This is a genomic window from Aequorivita sp. IT1183 (assembly GCF_058068265.1).
In genome coordinates this window covers 285,925-307,139 of sequence record NZ_JBYRHS010000002.1, presented here as the reverse complement: position 1 = coordinate 307,139, position 21,215 = coordinate 285,925, and the positions used below count along the sequence as shown (strand labels likewise).

Below are 21,215 nucleotides of genomic sequence, written 5' to 3'. Positions count from 1 at the left end.
ATAGCGGCTTATATGAGTTCGGGTTTTAAAAACTATGAGGTTGTGCAACGGTTATCAATTTTAGCTTTATTTATTTTTCTTAATCCAAATATTACAACTACAATCCCAGAAATAACCATACTCCAATAAATTATATTAAACTGTAGTCCAAATATCCATTGATAGTATTTTTCTCCGTACGTAATTGAAATTATCCAAGTTAGATTTAAAAGGAAGTGCAAAAATATTGGGTAAATAATATTCCTTGTTTTTGTATAAATTATACAACAAAAAACACCGAAAAGAAAAGTTGGAATTAGATTTCTATAACTAGGAAGATGGATTAATGCAAAGCAAATACTTGAAATCAGAATCGATATGTTGTGTGAATGTTTTTTTTTTAGTTCGACGAACATATATTTTCGAAAAAATAGTTCCTCAAAAATTGGTGCGACAATTAGGACAGAAATTGACTTATAGAACAATGTTATAATATTCCATTCTTTCTGTACGTATGGCTCAATTGAAACATTATTGATTGTATCTAATATTCTTGTGAAATCAAAAGATGGTCTGTCATAAAAGAAGAGCCCTACACTTAAAATAAATAGATATATAATAATATTACCTTCAATGTTTTTTACTTTTTCAATTCCTTTCTTCCATTGTAATTTCATTTTAAAAATTAGGAATAAGATAATTGAAAATGAAAGAACGTAAGGAACTATTCCAATAATACCAATATAGTGTCTTATAGAGCTTAAGTCGAAATTACCTGTGTCAATTAAATATCCAATGGAAAAACTTATAATGAGTTCGAGACCAATCAAAAGAGCAGTAAATAAGAATGCTTTGAGGATGTTCATTTTAATTACAGCTATTATATTTTCGCAATTTACCAAAAAAGTTCTATTATAAAATTCAATCAGTTCGGTTATCCGTATTCTTAAGTGTATTAGCTGCAAGTTAATATAAGCACTTTTAAAAACTTCACTTAATATGATAACCGTCATATTAAATTTTCACTGTTTGTTTTTAATTTGCTATTAAGATTAAAAAGTCTTAAATACATAATTTAAAACCAACCAATATGCTATCCAAACAACAAGCGCGGGCATTTTTCCTGATAGGGACGTTCGTAACCTTTTTGATTTTTATTGGTCTTACCATTTATTCCTTCAGTGATGGGCAAGATCAAACCAACTATGAAAACATTACACCTCAAGTAGTGCGAGGAAAAGTTATCTGGGAACAAAACAACTGTATGGGCTGCCATACCATTCTTGGCGAAGGTGCCTATTATGCGCCCGAACTTACAAAAGTTGTTGAACGAAGAGGTGAAGGCCTCATTAAAGCAATCCTTATGTCTCCCGTTCCGTGGGAACCAAACGGCCGTAAAATGGTCGCCTATGGCTTTACTTCCGAAGAAGCAGATGACGTTATTGCCTTCTTTAATTGGATAGGCGAAATAGACCTAAACGGCTTCGAGCGAATTGTATCGCCATTAGCAAAAGACAAACAACTACTTAATAACCAATCAGAAAATTAGTATTATGAAATATAAATCTCAAAAAGTAGCATATTGGTTTTTTGCCCTCTCGATGCTGCTCCTAACACTCCAAATAGTTTACGGATTTATTATGGGTTTTGCACGCATCGGAATGGACGGCTTGCACGAATTTATACCCTTTAACACCGCACGCGCCGTTCATACAAACTTACTTGTGGTTTGGTTGCTCTCTGGTTTTATGGGAGCCGCTTACTACATTATTCCCGAAGAAGCACAACGCGAACTTGTAAGCGTAAAACTAGCTTACGTTCAATTGATTTCCCTTGCATTGGTAGGCGTTGCCGCTATTATTGGTTTTCACTTCAATGTATGGGAAGGACGAAAGTTTTTGGAAATTCCACATCAATTAGATTACCTAGTTGTGGCCAACGTATTACTGTTTTTAGCGCTCATACTGTTAACACTTTTTAAAGGAAAAAGAAAAACTACAACGTCCTTAGTTCTTACAATGGGGCTAGTGTTTGCAGCATTACTCTATATACCCGGAATGTTACCGTTTGACAGCCAAGTAACAGATAGTTTTTTCCGCTGGTGGGTTGTTCACCTTTGGGTTGAAGGTGTTTGGGAACTTATTATGGGTGGTATTCTTGCCTTCCTATTAATTAAACTTACAGGCGTGGACCGCGAGGTTATTGAAAAATGGCTTTATGTAATTGTGGGGCTTACTTTCCTTTCGGGAGTTCTTGGTACGGGTCACCATTATTACTATATAGGAGTAAATAAAATTTGGTTAATAGTAGGTGGAATTTTCTCTGCACTAGAACCTCTGGCTTTCTTAGCGATGGCGCTTTTCGCAGTAAATATGTATCGTAAAGGTGAAAAGAAACACCCCAATAAAATTGCCTTATTCTGGACGCTTGGCGCTGCTATAGTTTCTTTTGTTGGCGCAGGATTATTAGGTTTCGCACACACTTTGCCACAAACTAACTTATACACTCACGGAACATTGGTAACCGCAATGCACGCTCACTTAGCTTTTTGGGGTGCCTACGCAATGATTGTTTTTGCAATTATAAGTTACAGTTTACCAAATATGACAGGACGTAAATTATACGACGGAGCTCGCGGGCGCATAGCCTTTTGGACTACCAATATCGGGATGATCGGGATGACGATGGCCTTTGGAGTAGCAGGCGTTGCACAAGTATATCTGGAAAGAAAATACGGCCTGGAATTTATGGCAGTACAAAAAGAAGTAAGTATCCATTTCGTGGTATTATTACTTTGCGCAAGTCTATTTGCCATCGGAATAGTTATGTATATAATAGACTTTTTTAAACACGGCCGTCCAACAGACGAAGCCTTAGAAATTATTGAAAACGACTAATTAAAACAGTATAAAGGTCTGAATTAGGTTACGCTCTTATACCTAAAATTGAGGGAAGTATAACTTCATTAAAACTGAAAATATTTCCTCTAAAAGAACCGAGTTTAGGCCTTTTGTTTTTTCGTTTGAAATTAAAATCATGTGTGTCTAATTAAAATATTACAAAATTCTGTTCAGTCAAATCACTATTGAGATTTAACAACTAAAACGTATGCTTAATCAATTTAACCTTATTGTCTTCCTAGAAAGAATCAAGTCTTATGTCTTACGTCTTTCAGCGAAGCGGTCTTACATCTTAGTCGGACACGACTAATTTAAAATAAAGAATTATGCCAACCACAGATACCATTAAAATGGCTTTGGAAGAAGTTTCAGAAAAAAGAAGTATTCCCTTCTACAAACCTATTCATCGGGAAGTTGAGGTTTTTGAACACGCCTATAAAAATAAATTGCCAATACTTTTGAAAGGCCCCACAGGCACAGGAAAAACGCGTTTTGTAGATTTTATGGCGCATCAATTCAACCAGTCATTAATTACGGTTTCCTGCCATGAAGAAACCTCTTCCACAGATCTTATTGGCCGCTATATTATTAAAGGTGCCGAAACTATTTGGGTTGATGGACCGCTTACAAAGGCCGTAAAAGAAGGCGCTATCCTCTATTTAGATGAAATTGCCGAAGCGCGCCCAGACGTAGTAGTTGCAATACATTCACTTACCGATCATAGAAAGGAACTTTATATAGACAAACTTGGAATAACAGTGAAAGCGCATCCAGATTTTATGTTGGTCGCTTCCTTTAATCCAGGCTATCAAAAAGGATTTAAGGAGCTGAAACCTTCCACACGGCAACGATTTGTGGCACTTTCCTTTCAGTATCCCAGTGCGAAGGACGAAACTGAAATAGTAGAAAATGAAACGGGTTTAGATCACGACACTTCAAAAAAACTAGTGAATATAGCTCACAAAATCAGGAATCTCACCGAATTGGGATTGACAGAAACTGTTTCAACACGTTTGTTGGTCGATGCCGCAATGCTTATAAATAGCGGCTTGCCAAAACGTCTATCTGTGAAAGTAGCGATAGTTGAACCCTTAACAGACGATCTTGAAATAACCCAAGCCCTCACAGATTTGTGCGATTTGATGATTTAATCCAAAGCCATGTTCGAACCCGATGAGTTTATCTTTTCAAAGGTTGCAAAATTCCTAAAACGCAGAAAAAAAAATGCGAAGGAAGCAATAGCGCACACCGTTAAGTTGTCCGAAATAAAACCACGGCTTACTCTGGTAGCTCGCGCCGTTACTGGTAATCCCATAGAAATTTTTGAAGCCGAACGCGAAGGCGGTTACAAAAACAATAACTTCTTTTTACCCGAACGCTTTACAGAATTTGAAACAGAGGATGAAAATCTAGGCTTCTATATTTTTAGAACGCTATACCTTTCAATTCAGAAAAGTTTTCAGCTTAATTATGAATTGGGTGAGGAACATACTTTAGAAGAAGCGCAGCAAATTTCAATTGAAAATTCCAAAAAAATCCTAAAGGAAATGTTTCTACAATTCCCAGGAACGGAAGGTATTTATTCTGAATTAAAACTTGCTTTTGAAAAGGATGCTTCGGAAAAAAATCCAGTGGATTATTCTTTTATTTATGGAAAATGGATGGAGAATTCTCCCGAAGTGCCAAAGAAAAAAGTGCTTCAGAATATTTCAGAAAAAGTAAAAACTGCCATCGAACAGGAAATAAATACTATTCTGAAAGCCAATGCAGTGGAAGAAATAAAATCTATTGAAGTTGATAAAAAAGCGCAGGAAGATTATATGCTCACCCACAATTTTGAAAAGGCTGAAACCGCCGAAGAGTGGGAGGGCGGCTGGCGCGATTTTGATGGCGATGATGAATTAGACGATCACGCAAATGCGCTTGAAGATTTAAATATGAAACATACTGTGCGGGTTGACGATCCTACACATTCTATTTATCAAGCAGAATTTATTGAAAATACCACAATTTCTGAAAGTGCCGAAATTGAAAACAACGATCCTCACGTTTTATACGACGAATGGGATTATTCAAAACGAGCTTATAAACCCGATTTTTGCAAACTATATCCAAAGTCAGAAACCGAAATTGATACAGCATATTACAAAAACACGCTCCACGAACACGCTTCAACCTTAATGGGTTTGCGGAAAATGCTAACTTCAGTAAACAATAAATACCGGCAGCAACGCCGCCAAGTGCAAGGCGAGGAATTTGATCTCGACGCCTTAACAGATTTGTATGTAGACGTTCACACGGGGCACACACCTTCGGAAAATATTTATCTCTCCAACCGGAAAAAGGAAAAAGATCTTTCAATATTAATGCTTTTAGACAGCAGTTTGTCCAGCGATGGCTATGCAGATGGCAACAGAGTGATTGACGTTGAAAAGCAGGTTTCCATCATTTTTGGGGAAATTCTCGAAGAATTCAATGTAGATTTTTCAATTGCAGGTTTTTTCTCCAAAACCAGAAATCACAGTACCTATCTAAGTTTAAAAGATTTTGATGAACCTTGGCAAAAAGCAAAACACAAAGTAGGCGCATTGCAGCCAAGTGGTTACACACGTATTGGAACCGCGCTTAGACATTCGGGCGCTTTGCTGGAAAAGCGCGACACAAAAAACAAATGGGTTATCCTTATTTCAGATGGTAAACCCAACGATTACGATAAATACGAAGGCAAATACGGCATCAACGACGTAAAACAGGCGCTTCGTGAATTGAACCAACGCAAGATAAATTCGTATGCCTTGGCGATTGAAGGAGAGGCGAAATACTATTTACCACAAATGTTTGGGCAAAATCATTTCCAAATACTAACAACGCCAGTGGAATTGCTGCAGTCGCTGGTAAAACTTTACGACAAAATAAAACACCAAAGTTGATATGGCCAATACTCTTAAAATAGATTATAAAAATGTTTTTTATCCGCCGGGCGGAATATTGATGTGGATCGTTATTTACCTCGAACTCGTTACTTTCGGAATTGCCTTGGTTTTTATGGCATTTAACGCAAGGGCTGAACCAGAGCTTTTTCACGAGTCGCGTTTGCATTTAAATACTGCTTTCGGTGCAATCAACACTGTTTTTCTCCTTAGTAGTGGTTGGTGTATGGCGCAATCTGTACATTTTCTGAAGAAAGGAAATTTCAGTAAAAGCAGATTATTTTTAAATCTAACTATGCTTGGCGGTTTTCTGTTTCTTGCTTTAAAAAGCGTGGAATATTACGAAAAAGTAGAAGCTGGACTTACCATTGGCTATAATGATTTCTTTGGGTATTACTGGATGCTTACCCTATTTCACGTGATTCACGTACTTGTGGGAATCGTAATTTTGGCACTATCGGCAAGAACGCTCCGTAAAAAACCTGAAACCCTAAAAATTGAAGATTTCGAATCTGGAGCTACTTTTTGGCATATGTGCGATTTGATTTGGCTGTTGCTTTTCCCAATAATTTATTTACTGTTTTAAAGATGGAAAGAAGTTTTAATATTACTTGGATATTTTTAATAGCGCTTACGATATTAACCGCCGTTTTAGCTAATCTCGATCTGAAATATGTCGCCATAATTATTCTAGGCTTGGCATTTCTGAAATTTATTGGCGTTGCTTTTTTCTTTATGGAATTAAAAAAGGCGAATGTCTTTTGGAAAGTATTACTCGTTGGGTTTTTGGGTTTGCTGCTTTCTGTTGTTTGGGCGATTTAGGAAACTTTGCTTAGACAAGGATTAAAAGTTTGTTTGATTTCAAGTCTAAACAAAAAACGAAACCACGTACAGCGGCGTATCTTGGTTCGTTTTATAAAAATTATGGAGTTGCGGAACGATTATCATTGTGTAAGGCGTTATTTATTCGATTTACAAATTCAACCTTATCGTCCACGTATATAGCTAAGTTTTTGTATTTCTTTTTTACACCATAAAGCCCAATTAGCGTGTTTTCTTCCTTTAGGTGAATAATGATATTATGACTCTCTAATGTTCCCAAAATGGATAGTTTTTTTGAATCATTATTGACTTCAAAATCTTTTGAAGAAAGTTCAATCGACTCGATATTTTTTATATCAATTGTAGATTCAGTCATAATTCCATATCGAAGATACAAACGGTCATTCTCAATTGAAATTGGTCTTTTAAGCATTGATTTTAAAAACCCAAAAATTTGTATTCCAGAATATAGGCTCAAAAAAGTCAAAACCAAAGCAGCAGTATTGCTCCATTTTATAAGTAAAATATGCAATATGGCTGTTTCAACTCCAACTATAAAGAGAATCGCAATCAACACTGTTATAGTTCCGCTGTCTTTATGGTAGGTAAATTCATTGCTTTTTAATTTTCTTTTTTTCCAATAAATGAAGCCGTAATAGAAAACTGCAATTTCCGTTACTACTGGAATTACAGCACCTTTTGGAAGTATTTCAAAACAAGTATCTTTCAATGTTGTAAAAAAGTCAAACGATTCCTTTTTACTAGATTTATAATGTTTAATTCCTTTTCTAACTTTAAAAATCACAAAGGAGAGAATAGCTAGTTCAACAATTGGAAGTATCCAAATCTTGAAAATATTTAAGTAAAATTGATTTTCATTCGGAAGTATCAATGAAGAGACAACAACACCAATTATTATAAAAGGAATGACCGTTGTATTTGGAATATTGGTTTTTCTAATTAGCAAAAAATACAAAAAAGGCATTGTGAGTAATAAATCGAATGTGATTGCAATTGACAAGCTATTTGCATTAGAAGCAAAAATTGACGCCTTCGAGATAAATACCATCAATCCAATTATTAAAAGCGGTACTCCAAATATTATTACATACTTTGGAAGGGTTAATAATTTGTTCATTGGGTTGATTTTTAACGCCCCACGTTTCGTGTATAAGCAAATATTGGTTCGTCACGGACAATTTCAAATACATACATCCAAGTAGGCTAGAACCAAGCAATTATTTTTACACGATGTTGCCACACGTTTTTTATTTTCCATTCCAGACATTACTTGTCCAAAATCGATTGTCATTTATGTTAAATCGACTATCAATAAATTCCATTTCTGTCAGATAGATATTCCGATTTGATTTTTGCACTTTCTCAAATCCGTCATTATCGGCAGAAGTCGAACCGTATTTCAGTTGGTCGAGTATTTTTATCTTTTTAGATTCCTTATTTTTAGTTCCAATATAACATTCGCCAGAGTATGTAATTCCGTCGTTGTTCAGTGCGAATGGATTCTCCTTTTTTGTAATTGAAAGGAAAACAATTTTGTTGTCATGATTATAAAAAATTGTGTCAATATAAATTTCTAAAGATTTTCCTTCTGGTGTTTTTGATGAAGTCCGAACAGAATCACGCCTTAATTTAGTTAAATTCACGAGTTGTTTTTTATCAGGTTGATATTCAGATTGTTCAATTTTCAATACGTTCAGATATTCATTCGGCGTTGAAGTTTTTTTGCAACTAATTATGATGCAAAAAAGTAGGATTATTATATGAAATTGCGTTTTTCTCAAATGTGTGGTAATGTTCTTTTATACGGCAGGTCCTCAAAGTTATGACTTATGTATTTTATAAATCCGCAATTGCAGACCGCCTACCAAATATAAATAAATCCAGCTATTTTCGCAGTATCTCAAGTACCGTTTTTCAGCGTTTTGTGGTAATTACTAATAAAAAATCCTCAAAAAAATTAAGGTTTACAAAAAACCCCGAGCTTCAGCTCAGGGTTTCTATATAAAAGTACAATAGGTGCCAACAGGCAATAATTAATCATTATTAATAATAATCTTCATTGCTTTTTCTTCAGCACCATTTAAGAACACTTTGTACGCATGCTCCAGTTCTGAAAGCGGGAAATGATGGGTAATCATTTTCTTTAAATCCATATTATTTGCAGAAACCGCTTTTAATAACATTGGGGTAGTGTTTGTGTTAACAAGACCCGTAGTAATAGTAAGATTTTTTATCCACAGTTTTTGAATTTCAAAATCTACCTTTTTGCCGTGTACGCCTACATTGGCAATATGAGCTCCTGGTTTTATAATATTTTGGCAAATATTCCAAGTTTCCGGAATTCCAACAGCTTCAATAGCCACATCAACACCTTCTTCGCCAACTATTTTTTTAACGGCCTCTTCTACATTTTCAGTTCCAGAATTAATTGTGTGTGTTGCGCCTAATTCTTTGGCTAGCTTAAGTCTGTTGTCATCTAAATCAATCATTATTATTTTAGCGGGAGAGTAAAACTGAGCCGTTAAAAGTACAGACATACCAACTGGGCCAGAACCAACTATAGCAATGTCGTCTCCGGGTTTTACATTTCCGTATTGCACGCCTATTTCGTGCCCCGTAGGCAGGATATCGCTTAATAAAACAGCTATATCATCATCAATATTTTCAGGGATTTTGTGCAGGCTATTATCAGCATGAGGAATTCTTACATATTCCGCTTGTACGCCGTCTATCATATAGCCTAAAATCCACCCACCATCTTTACAATGTGAATACAATTGTTTTTTGCAATATTCGCAGGAACCACAAGAGGTAATGCACGAAATTATAACTTTATCTCCCTTTTTAAACTGAGAAACACTGTCTCCAATTTCTTCAATAATACCAACACCTTCGTGACCAAGAATACGCCCGCTTTCAATTTCAGGGTTTTTGCCTTTGTAAATACCTAAATCTGTACCACAAATGGTTGTTTTTAAAACCTTCACAATTACATCTGTTGGCTTAATGATTGTTGGTTTTGGTCTTTCTTCTAACGCGATATTATGATCGCCATAATAAACTAGTGCTTTCATCTTTTTCTATTTTTTAGTTATTACTAATTTTATATTAATTTCGTTATTTAACCAATCCGAATCCGCGCATCTACAGCGGTAATCGCTCGTTGTGTGCCAATTAGTGGATTGATATCCATTTCAATAATTTCTGGTGCCGCTTCTACCAATGCAGAAAGTCGTTGAATAATTTTTATAAAAATTTCTTCGTTTGCACCCTTTTGTCCTCTGGCACCTTTGATCAGTTTATACCCTCTGAGCGACTGTACCATTTTTTCAGCTTCATTTTTAGAAATTGGGCTTAATCTTGCCGAAACATCGTTGAGCACTTCGATGAAAATTCCACCCAATCCGCAAAGAATAGTGTGGTTGAAACCAGGTTCTTTTATAACACCTACAAACAGTTCCAGTCCCACTAATTGTGGTTGTACCATTACCGCTGTGGCGGAATCGATTTTCATCAGCATATCAAAAGTTTCGGCGGCTTCGTCTTTATTGGCAATATTTAAAACCACGCCTTGTGCATCCGATTTATGAAGCGGGCCAACAACTTTCATAACGACAGGGAAATCCATCGTTCCCATAGCTTGCAGTAGTTTTTCTTTTGAATTTTCAACTATTTCATGAACTCGAGGAATTCCCGCAGCATCTAATAAATCGACAGTTTGTTCGGGCGAAAGATATCCTTCGGAAGCAGAATCTATTACAGTTCTAATTTTTTCAACGTCAATTTTTGGGAGTGAAATTTTCTGCGATTGTGGTTCGGGCGTATTATAAACTTGTGCCAAAGCTTTCCCCAAAACCACTTCATCTGGAAAATGAATATGCCCTTTCTTTAAAAACGATTGAATTTCCCGCTGTGCATTTACAACTGAAGGCAAGACTGGGAAAATTGGTTTGTTGCAGATTTCCAGTTTTACGCTTAAAACGTTGTAAACATTTTCAACATCGAACAAGCCAGCACTTCCAAAAACCACGACCATGGCATCTATATTGTCGAATTTATGTTCGCAATAATCGATGATAATACCCAACTGTTCTGCAGTTCCCGTCGCTAAAAAATCTATTGGATTGGCAACTGAAGAACCGGGATAAAGAAAAGATTTTAACTTTTCAGCATCTGGTCCTGAAATTTCGGGAACTTTAAGTCCGCCCTTGGAAAGTTGATCTGCAAGCATAACCGCCGAGCCACCCGCGTGAGTTATAATGCCGATATTTTTTCCTTTTAATTTTTTATAATTGAAAATGGCTGCTACGCTCAGTAATTGCTCTCTACTGCTGCAATACACAATTCCAGCTTTGTGGAACAGTGCCCGTACCGTCATATCGCTACTCGCAATTGCACCAGTATGCGAAGTTGCGGCACGGCTGCCTTCCGCAGTGCTTCCTGCTTTTATAGCCGCTATTTTAGCTCCTTTTTTAATAAGCGATGAAGCGTGTTTCAAGAGTTTTTTAGGGTTGGAAATAGTTTCCAAATAAAGAAGTTTTATTAGTGGATCGGTTTCTGGATTGAAGTGAATATCCATATATTCCAGAATATCTTCAACTGTGGTTTGCGCTGCATTTCCTGTAGAAAATACATTCGCAAACGTAACGCCCAACGGCATTCCGGCTTCCATAATAAAAACTGCGGTCGCACCGGAACCAGAAATAAGGTCGCAACCTTTTGGATTAAATGGAGGAACAGGCGCTGTAAAAACTCCTTTAAAATGTTTGGTAATTACACCGATGCAATTTGGGCCAATCAAACAGCCATTCACACTATTTACGGTATCTGTAATTTCTTGTTCCCATAGTTTTCCTTGTTCATCGCCTTCCCCAAAACCTGCGGAAATTATTATAAAAGCTTTGGTATTTTTTTCTTCAGCCAAGGTTTTAATCGTCGCTGGACAATATTTTGCCGCAATTGCGAGAATTGCAAAATCTGTTTCAGGAATTTCTTCAACGGAAGCATAACTTTTAATGCCTTGGACTTTTTCTTCTTTCGGGTTTACAACGCTCAGTTTCCCTGTAAAACCTCCCGAGATTATATTTTTCAGCATATTGCCCCCAGGCTTTTTGGTGTCGTTAGAGGCACCAATTACTACAATACTCTCGGGTTTAAGCAATTGTTTATTCACCATAATCATAGATAATAAGCTCTAAATGTAAAGTTTATGGGGAAGAAGGGCTATGATTAAAATCATATCTGGCTAGGTATAAATTTTGAAATTTACCGAAGCTTTTTTTAATAGGATAAATTTATCTGAATATGACATTAATCATATTCAAATCAGTTTTGTTGAAATATTTTTACACCAATTTTAGCACCTAGAAATGATCCCTAATTCAAAGCCCTACTTTTTAGCAATCGCAATTTTGATTAGCCTTTTTAGCGTTTACAATTATATTATTTACAACACAGATGGTTACGTAGCAGTCGAAAAACTATCGCCAAAAGCGGTGATAGGTCAGCAATTATTCCAAAGTAACCGTTGCTGGTCTTGCCATCAATTATATGGTTTAGGTGGGTATTTGGGGCCGGATCTTACAAATGTTTATTCTGATGAAAATAAGGGGCCACTTTATGTAAAAGCATTTTTAAACAGCGGTGTTAAGAGTATGCCGCAGTTTAATTTTTCTGAAAGTGAAAAAGATGCTTTGGTGGAATACTTAAAACGGGTAGATGAAACTGGCATTTACCCAAACTACAACGCCAAGATTGAAGCTACAGGTTGGGTTGAAATTATATATAAAAATGAAAAGTAAAGCCCCTATTTATTTTCTTCTTTTCGCACTGGTTGCGCTTTTTTTGGGAATGTTCTTCGGAATGACGGCTTCTTTTCAATATTTAATGCCCGAATTTATAAAGGAATACGTTCCTTTTTCTAAACTTCGACCATTTCACGTTACTTCAGTAATTTCATGGATTGTACTTTCTGCATCGGGAAGTATCTATTTTTTCTTGACTTATGTTGAAAAATTCAAGCTTTTTTCGCCTTTGTTGGTCAAATTACATTTCATAACTTTCCTGCTTACTGGTATCGCAATCTACATTTCGTTTGCGTTCGATTATACAGAGGGCAGAGAATACTTCGCCTTTACCTCCATTTTAATAATTCCTATTTTATTGGGGTGGATACTATTCGGAATTAATTACTTCAAAACACTTTATAAAAACGTAAAAGGCTGGCCCGTATATTACTGGATGTGGGGCACGGGAATCGTCTTTATGTGTTACCATTTAATGGAAGCGCACTTTTGGCTGTTCGATTTTTTTAGGTTGAATTTCATCAAAGATTTTGCCGTGCAGTGGAAATCTACCGGCTCCTTCACTGGCTCGTGGAATATGCTGGTTTATGGTATTTCAATCTATTTAATGTCCAAAATAAAGAAGGACAGCAATGTGGCTACAAATAAAGTAGCGTTTTTCTTTTACTTTTTAGGGCTTACAAATTTAATGTTTGGCTGGGCGCACCACACTTATTTATTGCCCACACAACCTTGGATTCGCTACGTTGCTTACGGAATAAGTATGACGGAATGGATTGTTTTAGCGTCGATTATTTACAATTGGAAAAGCTCAGTTTTAAAGATTGAAAAGGAGAATAACCCGATGGCTTACAGATTTTTGTTAGCTACAGATTTTTGGATTTTCGTCAATATTATTCTCGCTTTATTGTTTTCAATTCCAGCCATCAATTTCTTTACGCACGGAACGCATATTACGGTGGCACATTCAATGGGAACCACGATTGGCATTAACACCACAATTTTATTTTCCGCTTTATTTTACATCGTGCATCAGCTGTACCCAGATTTTAAAACCGATAAAAAGTGGGTGAAGCGAGGCTTCTATTCTTTAAATATTTCACTGTTTATATTTTTTGTTTCCCTCATAATTGCTGGAGCCAAACGTAGTTATTGGATGTACGTTTCAAAAGTGGGATCGTTTTCTGAAATGCAGGATTCCCTAATTCCATATTACATTTCATTTTTCGTTTTTGGAATTACCATTTTCGTTTCACTTTTAATTGTGGCTGCACCTATTTTCAAAGCATTTCTTCAAAAAATTAAATCATAAAACCGATGGATTTACATCAAAAGATTACTGAACTGAAAAAACAAAAAAACGCTGTTATTCTCGCGCATTATTATCAAGTGCCCGCAATTCAGGAAGTGGCAGATTATGTGGGTGACAGTTTAGGGCTTTCACAAAAAGCGGCTGAAACCGATGCAGATATCATCGTTTTTGCAGGAGTTTCTTTTATGGCAGAAACGGCCAAAATATTGAATCCAACGAAAAAGGTTTTGTTGCCAGATTTAATGGCGGGTTGCTCTCTGGCAGATTCTTGTCCGGCGGATGCTTTCAAGAAATTAGTGGATGCACATCCAGACCACGTGGTCATTACTTACGTTAATTGTTCCGCAGAAGTAAAAGCTTTAAGCGATATTATTTGCACCTCTTCCAATGCCGAAAAAATAGTGAATTCTGTCCCGAAAGAGGTGCCGATTATTTTTGCGCCAGATAAAAATTTAGGGAAATATATTCAGAAGAAAACTGGAAGAAAAATCCTGCTTTGGGATGGCGCTTGTATTGTGCACGAAGCCTTTTCAATGGATAAACTTCTGAAACTTTACAAAGAAAACCCAGGTTCAAAAATCATTGCGCACCCTGAAAGTGAAAGTCATATTTTGGAAACGGCTACTTATGTTGGTTCAACTGCGGGAATGATTGATTATGTAAAAAAACATCCTTTAGAAAAATTTATAGTTGCAACTGAGGCTGGAATTCTTCATAAAATGCAACAAGAAGTGCCTCAAGCCGTGCTAATTCCTGCTCCAGCGGAGGAAGACAATACTTGCGCCTGCAGCGAATGTGCTTTTATGAAAATGAACACTTTGCAAAAACTATACGATTGCTTGAAGAATGAATATCCGCAAATAGAAGTTTCTGAAGAAATACGAAAAAAAGCCATTCTGCCAATTGAGCGAATGCTTGAATTATCGAAATAATGAGGGAAACAAATTTCTTAATTATTGGTTCGGGAGCTGCGGGTTTAACACTCGCCGTGAAACTTGCGGCAGTATTTCCTAAGAAAAAAATCACAGTGGTAACCAAAGCCCACCAGTCTGAATCGAACACCAAATATGCGCAAGGAGGCGTAGCGGCGGTTTTCGATTTAAAAGAAGATTCTTTTCAAAAACACATAGAAGATACACTGATTGCCGGCGACGGACTTTGCGACAAAGCTGTTGTGGAAATGGTAATTAAAGAAGGTCCAAAAAGACTGAAAGAATTGATGGAATGGGGCGCCAACTTTGACACCGATGCCGATGGTGAACTCACTTTGGGTAGGGAAGGAGGGCATTCAAAATTTAGGGTGATTCATCATAAAGACACCACGGGCAACGAAATTGAGCGCGCACTTTTGGAACGCGCCAACCAATTGGAAAATATTACAATGCTTCCGCATCATTTCGCGATAGATTTAATTACGGAGCATCAATTTTCTGAAGAAAAACCGAAAGTACTCTCCTGTTACGGCGCCTATGTTTTGAATCAAATTTCGGGAAGTATTTTCACAATAAAAGCAGATTGTACGACATTAGCTTCTGGCGGAATGGGCCAAGTTTATGGTCACACAACCAATCCCGCAGTTGCAACGGGCGATGGCATTGCAATGGCGTATCGGGGGAAAGCGAGAATTGAAAATATGGAATTTATCCAGTTTCACCCCACAGCATTTTATGATGGAAAAAACGGCGCTTCCTTTTTAATTTCGGAAGCGGTACGTGGGTTTGGAGCGTTTCTTCGGAATAAAAATGGCGAACGCTTTATGTTGAATTATGACCATCGGGCCGAATTGGCTTCACGAGATATTGTTTCACGCGCCATAGATTCCGAGATGAAAAAATCTGGGAATGATTGTGTTTATTTGGATTGTACACATCTCGATATAGACGATTTCAAAGTTCATTTCCCGAATATATTTGAAACCTGTTTACAGAATAACATAAACATTGCAAAAGAGTGGATTCCCGTCGTACCAGCAGCGCATTATTTGTGTGGTGGAGTAGTGGTGGACAAAGACGGGAAAACATCGCTGAGAAATCTTTTTGCTTGTGGCGAGTGTTCGCATACTGGCTTACACGGTGCTAATCGCCTCGCTTCAAATTCATTATTAGAGGCTTTAGTTTATGCAGACCGTATTTTTAAATACATCGGTAAGAACTTACCTTTGCGACCGACTACCACCATTCCAGATTGGGATGATTCTGGTACGAATATGTTGCAGGGTTCTGAAATTATTCAACATAAAACGACGGAATTACAAATTTTAATGCGAAGATTTGCTGGCGTTGTTCGAAATAATAGCGATTTAAAAGAAGCTTCTTTTCAACTCGAAAAGTTATATTTTGAAATTGAAGCATTGTATCAAAAACATAAACTGAACACAGCACTTTCGCAGCTTCGGAATATGGTAAATGTGGCGCATTTAATTATTCAACAATCCTTAAAACGAACAGAAAACCGTGGCGGATTTTATAACGAAAATTATAATAAAGAAATTTTAAAAAGAACAATATGAAGACGTTGATAGAAAATTCAATTAAAAAGGCAATGGATTATGCACAGTATAATTTGCTTTTTAAACAATTGGTAGAAGAAGACAGAACCACTGGCGAACAAACTCCAGAAAAAATAAATTACACAAAATTGAATTTCAGTCGCACGAAAAGATTGGACAAAACCGCTGTAATTTCTGAGGAAGCATTGGAGGTTTTCAACAATATTTCGGAGAAACAAACTTGGCTTATAATCAGTGAACCTTGGTGTGGCGATGCAGCGCAAACGCTTCCGTATTTGAATAAGATTGCACAACTTTCAGAAAACATAGATTTAAAAATTGTGCTTCGCGATGAAAACCCAGAATTGATGGATCAATTTTTAACCAATGGCTCGCAATCAATTCCTATTGTAATTAAGGTCGATGAAAATTTTGATGTAATTGAAACCTTCGGTCCGCGTTCCAAAGCAGCCACAAAATTGGTAACCGATTACAAAACCCAACACGGAAAAATTGACGATGCTTTTAAAGAAATTTTACAGGTTTGGTACAATAATGACAAAGGTGTTTCTATTGTGAATGATGTTTTAGATTCGGTACAAATATCGTCGAATTAACGGCGTATCGTCCTGATTCCAAACGTCCTGATTCAAACCGTCAATTTCCCCAAAAAATGTGACCGATATCATTTCGATAACATAATAGATTCTCAATCTTTGCGGTAAAATAAATAACCATGCAAATTGTTTCTGCCCATGAGGCTGTATCTATAGTAAAATCTAATAATCGCGTATTTTTTCAGGGCGCTGCAATGACGCCCAATTTGTTGATAGACACTTTATGTGAAAGATATCGCGAATTAGAAAATGTAGAGATAATCCAAATCCACACCCACGGGGAGGCATTATATACGCAAGCGCCGTATACCGACGCTTTTCACCTTTCCAGTTGTTTTGTGGGCGATAATGTTCGCAAAGGTGTAAATACTATTCACGGCGATTATATTCCTGTTTTCTTAAGCGAAATCCATTGGCTTTTTAAAAGAAATATTCTTCCGTTGGACGTTGCTTTCATTCAAGTTTCTACGCCAGACAAACACGGTTATTGTTCGTTGGGTGTCTCGGTAGATATTGCTTTGCCCGCTATTCAAACTGCAAAACGTGTTGTTGCACTCATAAATCCAAATGTTCCTAGAACTCATGGTGATGGTATTATTCATATAAATAATATAGATTTTGGAGTGGAAATAAATACCACAATTTATGCTTCAATTATTGGGGAACCATCTGCTGTTGAAGCTATTATAGGGCGTAATGTTGCTGAATTGGTTGAAGATGGCGCAACACTGCAAATGGGTATCGGGAATATTCCGAATGCAGTGCTTCATAATTTGCACGATCATAAAAGACTGGGAATTCACACCGAAATGTTCAGCGATGGAATCCTTCCTTTGGTTGAAAAGGGGATTATTACTGGCGAGGATAAGGTTATAAAAATGGGTAAAATTGTTACTTGTTTCGCAATGGGAACGAAGAAATTATACGATTTTATAGACGACAACCCTATTGTACATTTCAAAGAAGCATCTTATACAAATGACACAGCAATAATTCGCCGAAACCCCAAAGTAACGGCTATTAACAGTGCAATTGAAATAGATTTAACAGGCCAAGTTTGTGCAGATAGTATTGGAATGTACCAATATTCTGGTGTTGGTGGGCAAATGGATTTTATTCGTGGCGCTTCACTTTCAGAAGGAGGGAAGCCTATTATTGCAATGCCTTCTATTACCAATAAAGGCATTTCTAAAATCACGCCGTTTTTGAAAGAAGGAGCCAGTGTAACAACTACAAGGGCTCACGTTCATTATGTTGTAACGGAATACGGAGTTGTGAATCTCTTCGGAAAAGGATTAGAGCAGCGTGCAAAGGCACTTATTTCTATCGCGCATCCCGATCATCGGGAGGCTTTGGAACGTGAGGCGAAAAGAAGATTTCATAATTAAACTCGCCTTGAAATTGCGAGATTTTTTTAAGACAATTTTATCCTTGACTACGCTTGTTATTATATACTTTTGAAGAAAAATATTAATTATGTTTTCAAAAGCCTGTGAATATGGCATTAGGGCTGTTCTTTTTATCGCCAAACAATCTCAAAAAGATTTGCGTCCCAATATTACAGAAATAGCTAAAGCTGTAGATTCACCCGAACCTTTTACTGCAAAAGTTTGTCAGCAACTTGCTCGTGAAGGAATAATCTTATCCAAAAAAGGACCAAATGGCGGATTTTATTTAGAAAAAAATTCCACCTTAAAACTATCGCATATTGTTGCCATTATTGATGGCGATAAAATTTTTAATGGCTGCGGTTTGGGTTTGGGCGAATGTTCGGCTTCACATCCATGTCCTGTTCACGATCAGTTTATGGTTGTAAGAGACGGATTGAAAGCGATGTGTGAAAACACATTGGTTATGGATCTTGCCAATAATCTGGAAGAAGGGCAGACCTTTTTGAAAATTTAATAATCAAATTCATTTCAACTAAAACTTTCCTGAAAATTAAATTTGGACTTTTTATTTCTGATAATTTTATCAGAAATAGGATTTTGCATACCTTTGTAGAATTAATTTCAACATATGTTTTCAAAAGCATGCCAATATGGAATAAAGGCTTCGGTGTATATAGCATCGCAGTCGGCATTGTCCAATCGCGTTAGTTTAAAAGAGATAGCTTCAAGCATTGACTCTCCTGAGGCATTTACTGCCAAAATTTTGCATCAATTGGCAAAGCAGAATATTTTATCATCCTTAAAAGGCCCTACCGGAGGTTTCGAAATTCTAACGGGTAGTGCCGAAACTATTAAATTGAGCGATATTGTATCAGCCATCGATGGCGATTCAATTTATGTAGGTTGTGCTCTTGGCTTTGACCGTTGTGATGCTCGAGAACCGTGCCCAATGCACAACAAGTTTGTTGATATTAGAAATAATCTTAGAATAATGTTAGAAAATACAAGTCTTCATGAATTGGCAAACGGACTAGATGTTGGGATGTCATTTTTGAAGCGATAAAAAAAATTTAGACCTATTTCTGATAGTTTTGTCAGAAAATAATAAATTATAAACAAAAAGCAAATATCTGGCACAAATGAGAAACAAGAATTGGATAGTACTATTGATTCTAGGGTGGATTCCACAATTATCGATATCGCAAAATAGTAGTATTTCAACAGAAAACTGGCTATCTAGCCCTGGTATAATTGGCACTTTCGTGTTGATAGCCATTGTTATGGTGGTTGCAGTAATAATTCTGTTAGTAAAATTGAATGCCTATATAGACACGCTGAAACGAAAGCAACACGATAAAAATAAATTGGCTTTTGACGACGAACTAATTGCAATGGACGAAGGTGAAATCGATTCTATTCTTGAAAAAAGAAAGGCTGCACTAAACTATAAATTATCGGGTAGAGAGTTAGGTGGAGAAAATGAAGCAGTAGACGAGAATGGGCTATTATATTATATAGATAACAAACCGAACAACGCTTTTTTTGATGAAAAGAAGAAAACAACATTAGGGATTGAAACCCCTGAAGCCTTAAAAAAAATTGTAATTTATTATATAGGTGCAGCAGCTCTTTGGTTGGTTTTGGGAACACTAATTGGCCAGTATTTGGGAATGAAATTTCTATGGCCAGAAATGGACCATCAATCGTGGCTATCTTTTGGAAGGTTGCGTCCGGTGCATACTAATATGGTATTTTGGGGATGGTCCTCGCTTGCAATGATTGGGTTGGGTTACTTTGTAATTGTCCGAACATCCAACACCGTAATTCACAGTCAAAAATTGGCATGGTGGGGATGGTGGCTCATAAATGCGACCATTGTCTTGGGAAGCTTGAGCCTAATGGCAGGTATAAATAATGGAGGCGGGGAGTATCGCGAATATATTTGGCCAATAATGCTTCTCTTCGCCATCGCCTTAATAATTACATTTTTCAATTTCTATAAAACGGTATCAAATCGTAAAATTTCCGAAATTTATATATCAAACTGGTTTATCCTCGCTTCTTTAATTTGGACTATTGTTCTAACAGTTATTGCCTATTTACCATTTTACCAAGATGGTTTAGGCGAAACCGTAATCCAAGGTTATTATATGCATCAAGGGGTGGGAATGTGGTTTATGACCTTTACGCTGGGTTTGGTTTATTACTATTTGCCTTCCTCTTTAAATAAACCAATATATTCTTACTCCTTGGGTGTACTTGCATTTTGGACTCAGATGCTTTTTTACACTATGATTGGAACACACCATTTTGTATTTAGTCCGTTGCCATGGTGGCTACAAACAGTGGCAATTGTTTTTAGTGCAGGAATGGCGATTCCTGTTATTGCCGGAACAACGAACTTCTTAATGACAATGCGGGGTAGTTGGAGCCATATTACCAAAAGTTATGTATTGCCTTTCTTTCTGGTGGGGACGATATTTTACTTCGTGGGTTCAATGCAAGGAAGTGTACAAGCGTTCCGTTTTACGAATTTCGTGTGGCACTTTACCGATTTTAACGTAGCCCATAGCCATATGACGATGTATGGCATTATAGCCTTCTTTTTATGGGCTTCCATTTATGCAATTCTTCCAAAATTAACAGGAAAAGAACCTCCGCAGGTTTTGGTTGGCGCACATTTTTGGACGGCATTTCTTGGGCTTTTTGCCTATATGATTTCACTAATGGCAGGAGGAACTTATAAAGGACTTAGCTGGATAGAAGGCGAAGCATTTATTGAATCGGTCATTCTTATGAAACCCTTTTGGGTATGGCGTGCTATTGGCGGTTCGCTGATGTTTCTTTCGCATCTGGTTTTTGTGTATAATTTCTATTATATGGTAAAAGGATATCGGAAAGTGACAACCGAAGTTAAGGCGGGTCAAGTAGAAGAAATAACTCTTTAATAC

General features: G+C 36.8%; 20 protein-coding genes. 15 read left to right on the top strand and 5 right to left on the bottom strand.

The features are described 5' to 3' along the window. Positions 1 to 32: 32 nt before the first annotated feature. A complete protein-coding gene (locus tag AC3RVF_RS04215; RefSeq protein ID WP_489692963.1) occupies positions 33 to 656 on the bottom strand; it encodes a CPBP family intramembrane glutamic endopeptidase in 624 nt (207 codons plus the stop codon). Positions 657 to 1,069: 413 nt separating this feature from the next. On the opposite strand from AC3RVF_RS04215, the gene AC3RVF_RS04210 reads away from it, so the two are divergent. The 6 genes from AC3RVF_RS04210 to AC3RVF_RS04185 all read left to right on the top strand — a co-directional run bounded on the left by AC3RVF_RS04210 (position 1,070) and on the right by AC3RVF_RS04185 (position 6,631). Next, on the top strand, positions 1,070 to 1,528 hold the full coding sequence (locus tag AC3RVF_RS04210; protein ID WP_489690959.1) for a c-type cytochrome: 459 nt from the start codon (positions 1,070 to 1,072) through the stop codon (positions 1,526 to 1,528). 4 nt (positions 1,529 to 1,532) lie between these two features. Next, positions 1,533 to 2,876: a cbb3-type cytochrome c oxidase subunit I gene (locus AC3RVF_RS04205; protein WP_489690960.1), complete on the top strand. Its 1,344-nt coding sequence runs from the start codon at positions 1,533 to 1,535 to the stop codon at positions 2,874 to 2,876. Between the two features lie 329 nt (positions 2,877 to 3,205). Then, positions 3,206 to 4,030 carry a CbbQ/NirQ/NorQ/GpvN family protein gene (locus tag AC3RVF_RS04200; RefSeq protein WP_489692831.1) on the top strand — a complete coding sequence of 275 codons (825 nt, stop codon included), beginning with the start codon at positions 3,206 to 3,208 and terminating at the stop codon, positions 4,028 to 4,030. Between the two features lie 9 nt (positions 4,031 to 4,039). After that, positions 4,040 to 5,809, top strand: a complete 1,770-nt coding sequence (locus AC3RVF_RS04195) for a nitric oxide reductase activation protein NorD (RefSeq protein ID WP_489692830.1) — start codon at positions 4,040 to 4,042, stop codon at positions 5,807 to 5,809. Position 5,810: 1 nt separating this feature from the next. Next, entirely contained in the window at positions 5,811 to 6,395 is a 585-nt protein-coding gene (locus AC3RVF_RS04190; protein WP_489690963.1) for a cytochrome c oxidase subunit 3, read from the top strand. A gap of 2 nt (positions 6,396 to 6,397) precedes the next feature. After that, positions 6,398 to 6,631, top strand: a complete 234-nt coding sequence (locus AC3RVF_RS04185) for a cytochrome C oxidase subunit IV family protein (protein ID WP_489692829.1) — start codon at positions 6,398 to 6,400, stop codon at positions 6,629 to 6,631. 100 nt (positions 6,632 to 6,731) lie between these two features. Here the strand turns inward: AC3RVF_RS04185 and AC3RVF_RS04180 are convergent, their stop codons facing one another. From AC3RVF_RS04180 to AC3RVF_RS04165, 4 genes are all read right to left on the bottom strand, one after another. Beyond that, positions 6,732 to 7,769: a hypothetical protein gene (locus AC3RVF_RS04180; RefSeq protein WP_489692828.1), complete on the bottom strand. Its 1,038-nt coding sequence runs from the start codon at positions 7,767 to 7,769 to the stop codon at positions 6,732 to 6,734. A gap of 130 nt (positions 7,770 to 7,899) precedes the next feature. Continuing rightward, on the bottom strand, positions 7,900 to 8,340 hold the full coding sequence (locus AC3RVF_RS04175) for a hypothetical protein (RefSeq protein ID WP_489692827.1): 441 nt from the start codon (positions 8,338 to 8,340) through the stop codon (positions 7,900 to 7,902). Between the two features lie 345 nt (positions 8,341 to 8,685). Beyond that, positions 8,686 to 9,726: a zinc-dependent alcohol dehydrogenase family protein gene (locus AC3RVF_RS04170; protein WP_489692826.1), complete on the bottom strand. Its 1,041-nt coding sequence runs from the start codon at positions 9,724 to 9,726 to the stop codon at positions 8,686 to 8,688. Between the two features lie 47 nt (positions 9,727 to 9,773). Next, the gene (locus AC3RVF_RS04165; RefSeq protein WP_489692825.1) at positions 9,774 to 11,828 is read right to left on the bottom strand and encodes an acetate--CoA ligase family protein; all 2,055 of its coding nucleotides are present in this window, start codon (positions 11,826 to 11,828) and stop codon (positions 9,774 to 9,776) included. A 193-nt stretch (positions 11,829 to 12,021) separates the two neighbouring features. Here AC3RVF_RS04165 and AC3RVF_RS04160 point away from each other — a divergent pair, with 193 nt between their 5' ends. From AC3RVF_RS04160 to AC3RVF_RS04120, 9 genes are all read left to right on the top strand, one after another. Beyond that, on the top strand, positions 12,022 to 12,453 hold the full coding sequence (locus AC3RVF_RS04160) for a c-type cytochrome (RefSeq protein WP_489690967.1): 432 nt from the start codon (positions 12,022 to 12,024) through the stop codon (positions 12,451 to 12,453). Beyond that, positions 12,443 to 13,768, top strand: a complete 1,326-nt coding sequence (locus AC3RVF_RS04155) for a cbb3-type cytochrome c oxidase subunit I (protein ID WP_489692824.1) — start codon at positions 12,443 to 12,445, stop codon at positions 13,766 to 13,768. The genes AC3RVF_RS04160 and AC3RVF_RS04155 overlap by 11 nt, the downstream gene beginning before the upstream one ends. Before the next feature lie 5 nt (positions 13,769 to 13,773). Further along, the gene (nadA, locus tag AC3RVF_RS04150; protein WP_489690969.1) at positions 13,774 to 14,700 is read left to right on the top strand and encodes a quinolinate synthase NadA; all 927 of its coding nucleotides are present in this window, start codon (positions 13,774 to 13,776) and stop codon (positions 14,698 to 14,700) included. After that, complete coding sequence (gene nadB / locus AC3RVF_RS04145; RefSeq protein ID WP_489692823.1) at positions 14,700 to 16,277, top strand: L-aspartate oxidase; 1,578 nt, start codon at positions 14,700 to 14,702, stop codon at positions 16,275 to 16,277. Before nadA ends, nadB begins: the two co-directional genes overlap by 1 nt. Then, a complete protein-coding gene (locus AC3RVF_RS04140; protein WP_489690971.1) occupies positions 16,274 to 16,873 on the top strand; it encodes a thioredoxin family protein in 600 nt (199 codons plus the stop codon). Before nadB ends, AC3RVF_RS04140 begins: the two co-directional genes overlap by 4 nt. Before the next feature lie 119 nt (positions 16,874 to 16,992). After that, positions 16,993 to 18,261, top strand: coding sequence for an acetyl-CoA hydrolase/transferase family protein (locus AC3RVF_RS04135; protein ID WP_489690972.1), 1,269 nt, complete (start codon positions 16,993 to 16,995; stop codon positions 18,259 to 18,261). 88 nt (positions 18,262 to 18,349) lie between these two features. Then, a complete protein-coding gene (locus tag AC3RVF_RS04130) occupies positions 18,350 to 18,778 on the top strand; it encodes an RrF2 family transcriptional regulator (protein ID WP_489690973.1) in 429 nt (142 codons plus the stop codon). Positions 18,779 to 18,892: 114 nt separating this feature from the next. Further along, positions 18,893 to 19,327: an RrF2 family transcriptional regulator gene (locus tag AC3RVF_RS04125; protein WP_489690974.1), complete on the top strand. Its 435-nt coding sequence runs from the start codon at positions 18,893 to 18,895 to the stop codon at positions 19,325 to 19,327. 76 nt (positions 19,328 to 19,403) lie between these two features. Further along, positions 19,404 to 21,212, top strand: a complete 1,809-nt coding sequence (locus AC3RVF_RS04120; protein WP_489690975.1) for a cbb3-type cytochrome c oxidase subunit I — start codon at positions 19,404 to 19,406, stop codon at positions 21,210 to 21,212. Positions 21,213 to 21,215: the final 3 nt, after the last annotated feature.